Source organism: Winogradskyella costae (assembly GCF_013403865.1).
In the GTDB taxonomy this organism is placed as follows: domain Bacteria; phylum Bacteroidota; class Bacteroidia; order Flavobacteriales; family Flavobacteriaceae; genus Winogradskyella; species Winogradskyella costae.
The window spans coordinates 212222-228058 of sequence record NZ_JABFDK010000005.1 but is presented as its reverse complement, the minus strand read 5'-3'; the positions used below and the strand labels follow the sequence as shown (position 1 = coordinate 228058).

10 protein-coding genes are annotated in these 15837 nt (G+C 31.2%); 6 read left to right on the top strand and 4 right to left on the bottom strand.

Annotated elements, in window-relative coordinates:
• Nucleotides 1–590 precede the first annotated feature (590 nt).
• From HM986_RS12405 to HM986_RS12385, 5 genes are all read left to right on the top strand, one after another.
• On the top strand, nt 591–1787 hold the full coding sequence (locus HM986_RS12405; protein ID WP_179335409.1) for a hypothetical protein: 1197 nt from the start codon (nt 591–593) through the stop codon (nt 1785–1787).
• Between the two features lie 6 nt (nt 1788–1793).
• On the top strand, nt 1794–2366 hold the full coding sequence (locus HM986_RS12400; protein ID WP_179335408.1) for a condensin complex protein MksE: 573 nt from the start codon (nt 1794–1796) through the stop codon (nt 2364–2366).
• Complete coding sequence (locus HM986_RS12395; RefSeq protein WP_179335407.1) at nt 2350–6051, top strand: ATP-binding protein; 3702 nt, start codon at nt 2350–2352, stop codon at nt 6049–6051. The genes HM986_RS12400 and HM986_RS12395 overlap by 17 nt, the downstream gene beginning before the upstream one ends.
• Nucleotides 6051–6914: a DUF7281 domain-containing protein gene (locus HM986_RS12390; protein WP_179335406.1), complete on the top strand. Its 864-nt coding sequence runs from the start codon at nt 6051–6053 to the stop codon at nt 6912–6914. The genes HM986_RS12395 and HM986_RS12390 overlap by 1 nt, the downstream gene beginning before the upstream one ends.
• Before the next feature lie 346 nt (nt 6915–7260).
• Nucleotides 7261–9561 carry an Lcl domain-containing protein gene (locus tag HM986_RS12385; protein ID WP_179335405.1) on the top strand — a complete coding sequence of 767 codons (2301 nt, stop codon included), beginning with the start codon at nt 7261–7263 and terminating at the stop codon, nt 9559–9561.
• Between the two features lie 216 nt (nt 9562–9777).
• On the opposite strand, the gene HM986_RS12380 is transcribed toward HM986_RS12385, so the two are convergent.
• Nucleotides 9778–11250, bottom strand: coding sequence for a T9SS type A sorting domain-containing protein (locus HM986_RS12380; RefSeq protein WP_179335404.1), 1473 nt, complete (start codon nt 11248–11250; stop codon nt 9778–9780).
• Nucleotides 11251–11582: 332 nt separating this feature from the next.
• On the bottom strand, nt 11583–12515 hold the full coding sequence (locus HM986_RS12375; protein ID WP_179335403.1) for a peptidylprolyl isomerase: 933 nt from the start codon (nt 12513–12515) through the stop codon (nt 11583–11585).
• Nucleotides 12516–12653: 138 nt separating this feature from the next.
• On the opposite strand from HM986_RS12375, the gene HM986_RS12370 reads away from it, so the two are divergent.
• Nucleotides 12654–13100 carry a hypothetical protein gene (locus HM986_RS12370; RefSeq protein ID WP_179335402.1) on the top strand — a complete coding sequence of 149 codons (447 nt, stop codon included), beginning with the start codon at nt 12654–12656 and terminating at the stop codon, nt 13098–13100.
• A gap of 5 nt (nt 13101–13105) precedes the next feature.
• Here the strand turns inward: HM986_RS12370 and HM986_RS12365 are convergent, their stop codons facing one another.
• Entirely contained in the window at nt 13106–13450 is a 345-nt protein-coding gene (locus tag HM986_RS12365) for a hypothetical protein (RefSeq protein WP_179335401.1), read from the bottom strand.
• A gap of 110 nt (nt 13451–13560) precedes the next feature.
• A complete protein-coding gene (locus HM986_RS12360; protein ID WP_179335400.1) occupies nt 13561–15762 on the bottom strand; it encodes a RecQ family ATP-dependent DNA helicase in 2202 nt (733 codons plus the stop codon).
• Nucleotides 15763–15837: the final 75 nt, after the last annotated feature.

The following is a 15837-nucleotide window of genomic DNA, read 5'->3' as shown; positions in this document are numbered from 1 at the left end:
CAAATTCATTGTTTTTAAACTGATAATAATTACCATCAGAATCGGTGACATCGAAAACTAAATGACTAATGTCAATTTATTCATCTTTTATTATTTTATTAATAGGAATTCATGATGTGCTTCGCAGTTCAAAATATTTAATATCTTTATTCATAAGAAAATGTTTTTTTTGAAAGGACAATCTAACCGAGTTTCAACGACTTAAAATCGAGGTCTTAAAGCCTCATAGAACTGTACGAAATCTGTGTAGAAAAGAGAGGGGATTTTCAATGTTGACGAAGTCTTAAGCTTCTGAGTGTATATTAACCTTACTCCTCTCTTTTGTCTTTTCTGATTTATCCTTAAATTTAATGAATTGTAAACTTAAGACGTGTATAATTAATTGCTTTTTACGTGCTTACTTGCGAAAATTCTTGTGGAATTTTCACGGGTTCGTAAATGTTACTAACTTAGTTGCTTAACCACGCAACTAACCATACACAAGACCGTTGTGCATAATGCGAAAATCGTGCTAAAATTGAACATTTGAATTAAAAACCCCAACGCACAAATAGCACATCTATTTTTTTCCAACACTCAAAACCAAAAGAATGAACACCTTCAACGACATAAAAGAATTAGTTACCGCTCTGAAAAGAGAGGAAAAACTAATCTCTGAAATGTTTAGTAAAAGGAAATCCATTGATTACAGATTGAGTGATGCTCTAGAACTTGTCGATTATGAAGAAAGTCGTATTGATTTATTAATACAAAAATCTGTAATTAGAGAAAATGGAGGTCTTTTAGAACTTGATGGTCAATTTCTGGAATTTTTCGAGCAAGTACTTTATGTAAGTGAAGAAATCAACTTGTCTTATATTGATGAAAACATCAGAAAAATCAAAGAAAACATAGATTATTTTTTAAACGAGAATAACGAAAACAGAAAATATGGTTATTTAAGGTTTATAAAAAAGACATTTAGGAAAATGGGAGTTATTACACTTAGAAGTGTGGTTGATTTAAGACGAAATATAGAGAATACCTTTAAGAACGAAACGAATTACAAAAACAAACAACTAAAGTTAGAAAACCTTGATGAAAAAAGAACAGTAGTGACAAATTTGATTCAGCAAACATTGTCCCTCATTAACGAAGAAGAAATCACTTTTTTTAATAGAGCCTTAGATGAGGAATTAAATAGAATTATTATTGAATTAAAACATCAACTAGGAGAATGCTCGCACAACCTAATTGAAATAGAAAAACAAATAATTGATTATCTAAACCAAATAAAACAACAAGGAAAATTTTTAGAAAAATTACGAAAACTAAAATATCTAAAAGACAATTTTACTATTGAAGCAGAAACTGACATCAAACAAATTATATCAACTAGAAATCACGTGATTTTTGATGCAAGAACAAATCAACCTTTAAACTTATCTATTAATTTCCTTAGAGAAAGTGAGAGAGCTTTTGAAGCAATTAAAAGAATTGCTAAAAATCATAAAGATAGATTACTCTTAAAACCAGAAATAGCAGAGCGTATTTCTAATGAATTTCTTGAAAACAATATTGATGAAGAAATAATGATAAATCTAGAAGAAGTAAGAAATCGTTTCATTGCTACAAGTGATAATTTATTCAATTTTATCGTAAATTATGATTTTTTAAAAGAAGTAGATTTTAATGAACGAGTGACAATATTTTGTCAAATCATTTCACAATATGAACAAGAATTAAAAATAAAAGACAATTACCAAATCACCAATGGCATTGAATACGCCATGGTATTTTCAAAATAAATTTTAATGTTTACAAAATATACATCAGAAATATTTGACGTGCTACGCAAAGGACAATTCATCTGCTCAAACAGTCCTGATGATGAAATTCAAAAACTTTATAAAGTTCTAGAAGATGAGGAGACTTTTGAGGATTTACACGAATATTTTCATCAAATCAATTACGTATTAGAGCAAGGCAATGAATATTTCTATTTCAGTCGAACAGAAAATAATGTTGACTTAGACAGGAAACTAGAAAAAGCATTCAATTGGATTGACATACTAGACTTTTTTAAAACTTTTGATTCTTCTTTTGATGTAGGCTTTAGGTTTTCACCATCTGACATTATAAATCAACTAAAGAACAATGCAGATTTGAAAACCAAACTAGAGAAATTAAAGAAAATAGGAATTGACAAAAAAAGCTACTCAGAAAGAATAAAAAAATTAATTGAAAAACTTGAAAAAGATAATTTTATTACTTTAGAAAATGAGATTTCGGAAACTTATAAAGTACTTACCTCTTTAAATTATCTGAAAGATATTATAACAGCTATTAATATTCCCGAAGAAATAGAAAATGAGATACCTGAATAAAATAGTTTTCATAAATAGTGCATCTGTAAAATACGCTGAAATTGAATTAGACGGAAACGTTCATTTAATCGGGACACAAGGCGTAGGTAAAAGCACCTTACTACGTGCAATCTTGTTTTTTTATAATGCAAATAAAACTAAACTTGGGATACCGAGAGAAAAAAAAGGTTTTGATGATTACTATTTTGAATATCAGAACTCATATATTATTTACGAAATCATAAAAGACAACATTCCTTTCTGTGTCTTAGCATACAAAGTGAATGGAAAGGTTGCCTTCCGATTTTTCAATTCTGAATATAAACGAGAATTATTTATTGACAATGATAATAGAGCTTTTGAAAATTGGGATAAAATAAGAAATGCTTTTGGAAAAGAAATTTATTACACTCATTTAATAAAAAGTTATGAAGACTTTCGTAGAATTATTTATGGAGATAATGCTGGATTAAAGCCAGAGCTTAAAAAGTACGCTTTAATAGAAAGTAGACAATACCAAAATATACCAAGAACTATTCAAAACGTACTTCTAAATACCAATTTAGAAGCAAAATTCATTAAAGACACCATCATAAATTCTCTAAATGAAGAAGAATTTGTTATAGATATCGAAAACTACGCTAAGAATCATTTACGTGATTTTGAATCTCAGATTAACGATATTAAAATATGGTTCAAGGAAAATAGAAAAGGGCAAATTGTAGTTAGAAAGCAAGCCGACAAAATTATTGACAGATATAGATTTTTCAATTTCCTAAAAAGAGAAAAGAAAGAATTAACGTATGAACTAGCATCTAGGTTAAATTATATAGAAAACGAAAAGTCAATTTTACACTCTAATTTTTCAAAAGAAAACAACGAGCTAACCGAGATTTTTAAAAAAAGAGAAAACTTAGCAAAAACGCATCGAAGAAGAGAACAGGATATTGTTTCGGATATTAAACTTATCACCACAGATTTAGCAAAAGCAAAGCAAAAGAAAGAGGAATACGATATCCAAAATATCAATCAAATAATTTCAAAAGTTTCAAAGAAAGATTCTTTCATTACAGAGCAAAAGACTTTAGAAGAAGAAAAAAATCTGCTAACCTCTAAATTCGCAGAAATTAGTCAAAGATTCCAGGCACTCATTACCCAAATTCAAAATCGACATCAAGAGTTTGCTAATGGAAAGAATGCAGAAATCAATAAAATACAAAGTGCTTTTGCAGATAATAAGACTGGAGTTTCCGATACCTATCAAAAATTGATAAATCAAATTAAAGAAGAAAACAAAGATGAAGTAGATAAAGGTTACAATGTTTTAGAAAAAATAAAAGAAAATGAAAATAGCCTAAAGAGAAACAAATCAGAATTAAAACATAAAACCTTTTTTTCATCAGAAATAAAAAAATGTGAAGACGATAAAAAAGCTATACATAGCAAAATTTCAAGTTCAAAAACCATCATTCAAAATGCAACAAACCAAACGGTTATAATTCGTAAAGAATGGGAATTAGAAGCCAAGGAAGTAGAAAGGATTCATAACGCATCCGTCCAAAAAGAAAAAGAAAAAATTGAAAAATTGGTTTCAAAAATTGAGACCATTGAAAATAAAATCCAACAAAGTAAATCTTCTCTCTATGGCTGGTTAAACGAGAATATTGATGATTGGCAAAATAGCATTGGAAAAGTAATTGATGAAGAAAACGTTTTGTTCAACACAGAACTAAATCCTAAACTAATTGATAGCAATTCCACTACTCTATTTGGTATAGAGTTAAACTTAAACACTTTAAAAAACAGTATTAAAACGGTCAAAGAGTACAATCAAGAAATTGAGGAGTTTAAAGTTAAAATTATTGAAATTCAGAGTACTATTAAGCAACTTAATGTAAATAAAGAAGATAGTTTACAAAAACTTAAAAGAAAGTTCAGGAAACAATTAAACAGTTTCAAGGAAGTTATTGCTGAAAATGATTACACTATTTCTCAAAACCAAGAAAAATTAAAGAAAAATAAGATTGATTTAGATGAATGGGTTTCAAAAGCAAAATTGGAAAAAGAAACTATTTTACAAAAACTAGAAAGTGATTTAGATGAAATTGCGTCAAAGAAATTAAAAGCTCAAGAAGACCTTGAAGTTCTTAAAAACGGAATAAAGCGTAAAATAAGTTTAAAAGAAAATGAACGAAATACTGAAATTGAATCTTTGGAGGAGATTAAAAACAAGTCAATTTCCGAAATAAACATTTCTATTTCAAGTGGTAAAGACGAATCAGATAAACGAATTCAACAGCTAAAAAAAGAACAAACCTCAGAATTAGGCAACAAAGGTGCTGATACGAAAAGGCTGAATATTATTGATAATAGATTACAAGAAATAGAAAAAAACTTAGATTATATAAAAGGAAACGAAACTATTGTTATAGAGTACAACAAAGATAAAAGAGAACTCTTTGATAAAGTTCCTCAATTAAAAGTTGACAAAACGAGTTTAGAAAAAAAACAAACTTCAATAATTAGTGAACATAAAATTGAGTTGAATAAAATCAGTACAAAATATTCTAAAAAAGAAGATTTTGTGAAATCAATACAATCTAAAATTGATGAATTTGAAACTGACGAAAAGAAATTTATTGAGTTTAAAGAAAAGTCAGAAACTTATAAAAGCGTTCATATTTATTTTTCTGAGCCAATTAGAGAAATTATTGAGATAAAAACAGCAATCTCAATTATTACAGAAATAAATGATAAACACTATAAAGGAATTGAAACATTTAAAGAGTTACAACAATCTACAAATGCCTTTATTGGTAATTTTGGTGAACAGAATATATTTAGTTTTAAAGTAAAACTAAATGATGATAAGGAATATTTGGAATTTGCTTCTGACCTTAAAGAATTTATTGAAGTAGATAAAATCAACGAATATGAAAAACGTGTAAATGACCGATTTGCGCACATAATTCATTTGATAGGCAGAGAAACAACTGAACTAAATTCTAAAAAAGGAGAAATTGAGAAAATCATTAAAAAAATTAATGATGATTTTATTGGTAAAAACTTTGTTCAAGCCATCAAAGGAATGGAAATGAAAACTTTAGAAAGTTCCAATCCAATAGTGAAGTTATTGATTCAGATAAAAGAGTTTAACGATGAAAACAGTATCGCTTTAGGAGAAACAAATCTTTTTACTTCGTCTGAAAGTAATTCCAAAAATCAAAAAGCTGTAGAGTTATTAAAACAATTAGTGAAAGAATTAATGAAGTCAAAAAGCACAACGTTAACACTCTCAGAGTCTTTTGATTTACAATTCAGAATAATAGAAAATGATAATGACTCTGGTTGGGTTGAGAAGCTTTCAAATGTTGGTAGTGAAGGAACAGATGTTTTAGTAAAAGCTATGATTAATATTCTACTTCTCAATGTTTTTAAAGATAGTGCATCTAAAAAATTCAAAGACTTTAAATTACATTGTATGATGGACGAAATAGGAAGACTTCACCCAAATAATGTTAAAGGAATTTTGAGATTTGCCAACGAAAGAAACATTTTATTAATTAATGGCTCACCAACAAGTCAAAATGCTACAGACTATAAATACACGTATAAACTTGCAAAAGAACAATCCAAAAGCAACACTAAAAAATATATCACAAAAATTAATAGATTGGTTAAAGTAAATACCAAAGTTCTTAATTAATGAAAGTAACATTAAAAATAGCAAAAGTATTAGTCCGACTAATCAATGAAGAATCAATTCCAAATAGTTTTGCTCAAGGAAGATTAATAGATGATTTAGTTGCTGAGAATATTATTTACAGAAAAGGGAAGCATAAAAAGTCCCTAGAGCTAGTAAATAAATCAAGTTTACACACTTATTTAGCAAATCAGTTACAAATTAATGATTTGAACAATTATATTTTGGCTTTAGAAAATGAAAATTCAACTCGTGCTGAACTTGTAAAGATTACAACAGATTCTAAAAAATCAAAAGAGAGAGCCTTTAAAGGCTTTTTAGTGAATAGTTATAGTTCCATAAAAGCTGAGCTGAATAATGAAACCATAATCATCAAACCTACTAAAGGAAGCTTTGTTTTTGTATATGACTTCGAATCTTTCAAAATTCCAAAAGAAATAACAGTTATTGGAGTTGAGAATGCTAAAAATTTTAGTCAAATTCAAGAACAGAAATACTTATTTAAAAATATAAATCCTTTGTTTGTTTCTCGTTATCCTCAAAACCAAAATAAAGATTTTATAAGATGGATGAATTCTATCCCAAACAATTATTTGCATTTTGGAGACTTTGATATTGCAGGAATTGGGATTTACTTAAATGAATACAAAAAGCATTTATCAAGAAAAGCGACATTTTTTATTCCTGAGAATATAAAAAATGATTTAAGAAATAATGGTAATAGAGAACGATTTGACATCCAAAAAATTAATTTTAAGATTAGTGATATAAGTGAACCAGAAATCTTAGAATTAATTGAGATAATCCAATTAGAAAAAAAAGGTTTAGACCAAGAATATTATATAGAAACGAATTGCCAACGCTAAAAGCCATGCACGTTTACAGTCGCTACAGCCAACGCACCACCAAAACTGTAAAAGAATATGTCTTTGCCAACGCTCAATCCGAACTAATTATGAAACATCGGAAAATCAAGCTGAACATGAAAAGCACTATGCACAACGAAGTACTGTAGCAAAAAACATGTAAAAACTCATTAACTTTCAACTAAAGCACTTTTATAATCTCCATTAACTATTTTCTCCAATGTACCTATAGCCAAAGAAAACCACAACGCATCATACACAAGCCCCTTACCAATTTAAAGACATTTATTTCCTTCTTAAATTAAACCTTTAAGAAAACGACGTGTCAAAGAAAGAAATATATAGAATGAAAAACCACTGGGTTTTAATACTGCTTTTTTTAGGAACACAACTATTCGCTCAAAAAAACAATTCGCAATTAACAGCAACCATAATTGGTTCAGGATCTCCCAAATATAATACTGAACGTTCAGGGCCTTCGGTGTTAATCTCTTATAAAAACACCCAGATCTTAGTCGATATGGGTAATGGCACTCAAGCCAATTTAGATAAGATTGACACAAAAATTGAGGACATAGACGGTTTGCTTTTTACACACCATCATTTAGATCATAATGAGGAGTTGGCTCCTATTTTTATTCAATCGCTTCTTGGTGGTAACAACACTATTATTGCAGGACCAGAACAAACTACTTCCATTATAGATCACATCCTTAGCATTTATAAAGAAGACATTGATTATAGATTATCAAAATCAGGAAGAACTCTAAGCGATGTAACATCTAAGTATGAAGCTAAAAGCTTAACTGGAAATAACACCTTTAAAATTGGCGATATTACCGTGTCGTATACTCCCGTAAACCATACTATTGCTACCCTCGCCTATCGTTTTGAGGCCAATAATACGTCCATTGTAATTTCGGGTGATTTAACCTACTCTGAATCCTTACCCCTTTTGGCTAAAAATGCGGATTATTTAATAATGGATTCTGGTGGTGCTATTGCGCCTGGTTCAAAACGAAAAGGAACTAAAGCTAATGGAAAAAATAATGGTACAAAAGAAAAGGCACACGTTAATTTAGCGGAAAGCTCTCAAATGGCAAAAGAAGCCAATGTTAAGACTTTAGTTTTAACACATTTCAACGTTACAGTTATAGATGAAGACGCTACAACTGCAGAGCTTCGAAAAAACTATTTAGGAAATATTATATATGGAGAAGACTTAATGACGTTACCAAGCTCTCAAAATAGTGCGTCTAGCGCGAATTCAAATTTGAATATTAACTACCCGATTGTAGATACAGGAGTAATCGAGTATTATTCTGACACCGCAAAAATATCTAAACCCTCTACAGGAAATTCACTTTACGGACAAGATGCCACATATAATGGTAATCAGCCCTCATATACCGATAATGAAAATGGTACAATAACAGATAATGTTACGGGATTAATGTGGGAACAAGATATGGGAACGAAAATGACACTTGAAGAAGCCATCTTAAAAGCAAACACCTCTAAACTAGGTGGCTATAATGATTGGAGAGTACCGACTATCAAAGAACTGTATGCGTTAATACAATTCACCGGAAAAGTGAAAGGGGCAAAAGCCATAGATATGTTTATTGATACAAACTATTTTGAGCAACCTCTAGGAAATAGCAACAATGGAGAACGGGAAATTGATGCACAAACATGGTCGTCTACTGAATATGTCGGACGCACCATGAGAAATGATGAAACGATCTTTGGGGTGAATTTCGTAGATGGCAGAATAAAAGGTTATCCCAAATACAATCCTAAAACAAAAACTAAAAATAAGATGTATTTCCGTTTAGTGCGTGGAAATTCAGCTTATGGAAAAAACAATTTCAATGATAATGGCGATGGAACAGTAAGCGATTACGCTACAGGTTTAATGTGGCAAAAAGCTGATGATAGTATTGGTAAAGATTGGGAAGATGCCTTAACATATGCCGAAAATCTTGAGCTTGCTGAGCAATCGGATTGGCGTTTGCCTAATGCTAAAGAATTACAAAGTATTGTAGACTATACACGCTCACCACAAACAACCAATTCACCTGCAATAGACCCTGTTTTTGAGTCCACCGAAATTAAAAACCCCGACGGAAACCGTGGTCAATATCCATTTTATTGGACAAGCACAACCCATTTAGATGGCCAAAATCCATATGCAAGTGCCGTTTATATTGCTTTTGGAGAAGCAGAAGGACAAATGAATGGCAAATTGATGGATGTCCATGGAGCTGGAGCACAAAGAAGCGATCCGAAAAGTGGAGATAAAACAGATTATCCTGAGTATTTTGGACCTCAAGGAGATGTTCGCTATGTTTACAATTATGTGAGAAGCGTTAGAAATATAAACGGTTTACAAAAGCCTGATACTACACCGTTATCAGTTCCAAAAGACAAACCTTTAAAGCAAAACCAACAAGAAACTAATAGTCAGAATACAAAAAACAGAGCTCCTTCTTTCAGAAAAATGTTAGAAAATATGGATGTCAATAATGATCGTAAAATCTCAAAATCTGAAGCCAAAGGAAAATTGAAAGAAAACTTTAATAAGCGTGATAAAAATAAAGATGGTTATATAACTGAAGATGAATTAACTCGAGGAAATCCATGAAACAGCTGCAAATATTGTAAAAATGGCTAATGAGTCCCTAGTCTAAGTATCGTTTCCCCAATTAATGCGATGAGCTTAAGTCCATTTTTTTGTAATGAAAAATATAGAAGCCCATAACACCCATCTTATTTTCTATAAGTTAACCCAAATATTCAATTCATAAAAAAAAGGCTCTACCAACTAAGGTAGAGCCTTTTAAAATTTATAAGTCTCAAATTATTTAATCACTAACTTTTTAGTTGATTTAGCATTTAATCCGTTGAATTCTAATAGATATAAACCTGTATTTAAATCTAGATATAAGTCATTAGAACCTGATTGAAGCGTTTTTTGCATGATAAGTTTTCCATCAACACTATAAACGTTCATTTGATTAAATAACGTATTATTTGTTAAACTAAATTGACCAGAAGTAGGATTAGGATAAATAGCCATCTCATTATAAGCTAGCTCATCTACACTTAAAAAACCACAATTCACCGGATCGAATGTAACCAATCCTAATGTCCCAAAATCATTTTGGTGTACAATTACAGCTTCAGCATCAGCTAATGTATTAGGAACATTAGTTTCATCCCAACAGTTATGCATCGCTGTCAACGGGTTATCTGTATTATTGTAAACTGCATATATCACTCCATCATTACCATTTTCAGAAAATACATTTTGCCCAACATTATCAACATTGTCACCTAAGTTAATCATAGACTCTCCTTGAAGTGTAATTCCCCATAAATTCCTGCGAATTTCATTGCCACTAGCCACAATAACATTACCTTCTAAAGAGGCAACTAACGATATACCACTTCCACCAAGATTAGGATTTCCTTGGGTATTATTATCTTCAATCACATTATTTCTAATAAATGCAGAAACATTATTACTCTGTATAACCATACCATAACGGTTATTTGTTATGATATTGTCATCAATTACAGCATTTACACCACCTGCACTTATTAAGTCAGAAACAGAAACACCTCCCACTTGTGTTAAACTGCGATCACCTATTATCGTATTCTGAATAATTTGTGTTGGATCTTCTAATGTCGGTCCTAAATTAATCTGAGGACGGTTAGAATTGTCTTGATTATTCCCTTCAATATAATTGTTAAATATATAAGGCGACACTAGATTTGTAGCGCCAGATCCAATAGCAGTAGTTTGATTAAAAGTAATCGTATTATTAGTAATTTGAGGTTTACCTCTTGAAAGTCCAATAACACCACTTGTAGAAACTCCTGAAACATTATTGGTTATTAAGCAATTATCAATAGTAAATGTTTCTGTAAGCACACGTAAACCACCTCCGTATTGTATCGTTGCATTTTGAATCGTAATATCTGAAAATTCTTCAAAACGAAAACCATCATAAGGTAATGCTGTATCGATAGCAGTAAAAACGGCATTATCAGCATCTACATTAAAAATTCCGTAAATGGTTATTCGTATATCTCCTCCAATTTCTAAAGTGATATCATCACTAATAATTAAAGCGTCACTTGCAGAAATTGTAAGATCTTCCACTAATGTATAGGTCGTTCCACTCACCGAAATAGTAGAGGGACTTGCTGATACAAGATTATCTAAAGTATAGGTCATATTTGTATCTGGTGTTACATAGCCTTGAGCAGTGACCATACTAATTATACCGATTGTTGCAAAAAAATTGAGTAATAGTTGTTTCATAAATTATATGTTTGATTTTCTTTAAAATTAAATAATAATGTTAGCATTCACTATTAAAAAGAAGATTTATGTTAAAAAATCGCACATAATTCTTTAAAACATCTTAAGATAAACCAATTACATTTTTCCTTAAAAAGTTTAAATATACAGTGCAGATTTTACTTCAGATTAGGATTAATATCGAATAACCCCGATATGTTCATTTTTAGTAATGAATTAAACTATTAATATCATAAATAGATAGTTCATTTATTAGGAATGAGAACAAAAAAAGTCTCACTTCATAGTGAGACTTTTTTCTATATTATTAAATATGTATCTATTAATTGTGATTATTTCACACCCATTAACTCTACATCGAATATTAAAGTTGCGTTAGGTGGAATAACTCCTCCAGCACCTGCAGCACCGTAACCTAAATCACTAGGAATTACCAAACGTGCTTTATCTCCTACATTTAAAAGACAAATCCCTTCATCCCATCCTGCAATTACCTGACCTACTCCAACTTGAAAATCTAGTGGAGAATTTCTTTTGTAAGACGAATCGAAAACCGTTCCGTCAGCTAACTGACCTTTATAATGTACAGAAACTGTATTTCCTTTTTCTGCTTTTTTACCATCTCCTTTTTGGATGATTTGGTAACGTAAACCAGATTTAGTTTCATCAAAACCTACAGCTAATTTATCTAACTCTGCTCTTACAGCTTCGCGTTCAGCGGCAATACGCTTTTCACGAGACCCTTCAAATGTTCTAAAGGCTTCAATAGCATTAAACTTTTCAGCAGCATCACCTTGTCTTATGATTTCAATAGTTTCAATTTTATCACCTTGTGCAATAGCGTCAACAATATCTTGTCCTTCAACTACGTTTCCAAATACAGTATGCTTATTATCTAACCAATCTGTTGCAATATGTGTAATATAAAACTGACTTCCGTTAGTACCTGGGCCAGAGTTTGCCATAGCTAAAACACCAGGACCACTATGTCTTAAATCTGGATGAAATTCATCATCAAATTTATAACCTGGGTTTCCAGTTCCTGTACCTTGTGGACAACCACCTTGTATCATAAAATCTGGAATAACTCTATGGAATTTTAATCCATCGTAATAAGGACTTCCTTGTGGCTTCGCTGAATTTTCTAAATTTCCTTCTGCTAAAGCAACAAAATTACCTACTGTACCTGGAGTTTTCTCGAACTCTAAATTCACTAATATCGCACCTTTTGAAGTGTTGAATTTTGCGTATATACCGTCTTGCATTGTATTTTAATTTGTTTAAGGATGCAAAGATAAGAAAGTTAACTTGAAATCGAATCTGAAATTGAAATCGAAATCGAAAACAACTTCAAATTCAATTTCGGGTTCTGATTCTTTTTTTTAGTTTTGACAAAAAATAACATGGCATTTTTATCTCAACTTTTCGGTTCTAAAGCGCAATCTAATTCTGGCGACACTATTGAAGCCATCATTAACGATGTTGAAAACAGACCTTTTGGTATCGCTAAAAATAATGTTTTGTTTGCAGGCTTAAATGAATTAGGCGGCTATTTCTTTTTTCAAACTGTTATTGTAGGAAACCTCAATGTGAAATCTAAAAATGGAGCACAATTACACTTCATTGGTGATGATTTCAATTTAAAATTAGAAGCTGACATGCCTGAATTTGAATCTGAAAACTCAGATATAAAAGGTAGAAATATCACTAAAATTGATTTTCAGATTGAAGAAAGTGACGTTAAAAATTTAGAAAATGCAACACTTAGGAGTATTCAAATAAAAGTTAAGAAGCACGATATTCTATTTAGTAAATATGTTGTGATTGATACTTTTGATGAAGAGGAATAAAATTATTATTGCTCTAAATAATGAAGCTCTCTTTTAAGATTGAATGGTAAATACGTTTTTGTTAATAGTAGTCTAAATGTTTTATCTGAACCATCCGAAATAGATTTTGCCGTAATTTGGTAATACGTTTTATACGAATACAGTCTATTTATAAGATTTTCCTCTAATCTGTGACGTCCATCATTTTTTATTTCCTCACACTTAACAAACTCACAACCATGAGCTTCTAAAAAATCGCTTGCTTCTCCTTCTTTAAAATATGGAATAAAAAAACAAGCATTTAAAAATCCTGTGATCCAAACAAAAAAAGGAAACATTATAATTAAGAGAATAATTAAAAATGGGTTCACTAAATTGATTTTATAATTTAAAAAGGTGCATTCATTTCTTTTCAGAAATCCTAAATCAGAAATTCAATCTTTACATTAAATATAGACCACTGACCACTGATCTCTAAAAACTAATTCGCCACTTCACTCATAAACTTAATACGGTACAATCGTAATTCTTCATCATCATAATCACCGTCGAATTCCTCAATAGCATCATCTATTTTATCGCTTTCAGATTCCATAAAATACTCATGGATTTCTTCCTGTTGATCTTCATCTAAAAGATCGTCAATCCAATAATTAATATTCAGCTTCGTTCCAGAAAACACAATGGATTCCATTTCCTTAATAAACGTAGGCATTTCCATTCCTTTTGATGATGCGATATCAGTTAAAGGCAATTTTCTATCTACATTTTGAATGATGTATAGTTTTATAGCAGAATTGGTTCCTGTTGACTTTACTACCATATCTTCAGGGCGTAAAATATCGTTGTCATTTACATAATCAGCTATTAAACCTACAAAGTCATTTCCATATTTTTTAGCTTTACTTTCACCTACTCCATGGACGTTAGACAACTCCTCTATATTAATTGGATATTTTAAAGACATATCTTCTAATGACGGATCTTGAAAAATAACAAAAGGAGGCACGCCTAATTTTTTGGCATTTCGCTTACGTAAATCCTTAAGCATCCCCATGAGCTTTTCATCAGCAACAGCTCCTCCGCCTTTAGAATTAGTAACGATACCATCATTTGATTCTTCATCAAAAACATGGTCCTCTGCCATCATAAAAGATGTCGGATTATTTATAAAATCCTTTCCTTCTTCGCTTAATCTTAAAACACCATAGGTTTCAATATCCTTCTTTAAAAAACGCGCCACTAAAACCTGACGAATTAATGCCATCCAATATCTTGGATCTTTGGCTTTACCAACTCCAAAATGCGCTTGCAAATCCGTTTTATGCGATGAAATAAGTGCGTTTGAATTTCCGACAAGTACTTGTACTAAATCTTTAGCTTTATATTTTTCATTCGTTTTGGCCACTGTATCTAAAAGAATTTTAACATCATCTTGAGCTTCAACTTGCTTTTTGGGATGACGAACATTATCATCCATATCACCTCCATCGCCAGTTTCATTGTCAAATTCCTCTCCAAAATAATGCAAAATAAACTTACGTCGAGATACCGAAGTTTCGGAAAAAGCAACCACTTCTTGTAATAACGCGTGGCCAATTTCTTGTTCTGCAACAGGCTTACCTGCCATAAACTTTTCAAGTTTCTCAATATCTTTATAGGCATAATAAGCCAAACAATGGCCTTCACCACCATCACGACCAGCTCTACCTGTTTCTTGATAATAACTTTCTATACTTTTAGGAATATCATGATGAATTACAAAGCGTACATCGGGCTTATCAATCCCCATTCCAAATGCAATAGTAGCGACAACAACATCAGTATCTTCCATTAAGAACATATCTTGATGTTTTACTCGTGTTTTAGCATCTAAACCGGCATGATACGGCACCGCTTTTACACCGTTTACTTGAAGAACTTGTGCTAAACCTTCAACACGTTTACGACTTAAACAATATATAATACCAGATTTTCCTTCGTTCTGTTTTACAAAGCGAATAATATCGGCATCCACATTTTTAGTTTTTGGACGTACTTCGTAATATAAATTAGGTCTATTAAAGGACGCTTTAAAAGTTACGGCATTTGGCATCCCTAAACTCTTTAAAATATCTTCTTGAACTTTAGGAGTTGCTGTTGCTGTAAGACCAACAATCGGAATATCATCGCCAATTCGCTTAATAATCGTCTTAAGATTTCTGTATTCTGGTCTAAAATCGTGCCCCCATTCACTAATACAATGGGCTTCATCGACAGCCATAAACGAGATTTTAACCGTTCTTAAAAAGTCAACATATTCCTCTTTAGTTAAAGATTCTGGAGCCACATAAAGCAACTTTGTGATGCCATTTGTAATATCATCCTTTACGCGTTTAACTTCTGTTTTATTTAAAGAAGAGTTTAAAACGTGTGCCACACCTTCGTGCTCAGACACGGCCCTTATGGCATCTACTTGGTTCTTCATCAGCGCAATAAGCGGAGATACCACAATCGCAGTACCTTCAGCTATTAAAGCTGGTAGTTGATAACATAAAGATTTTCCACCACCAGTTGGCATAATAACAAAAGTGTTATTACCTGCTACGACGTTCTTTATTACTTCTTCTTGAAGGCCTTTGAATTCTGAAAATCCAAAGTACTTTTTTAATGCGGAGTGTAAGTCAATTTCTGCAATACTCATTAATCCCTATTGGTATTTTATATACATTTGCAACAAGTTTAAAGATAACAAATTCTTTAAACCTAGAAAACTCAA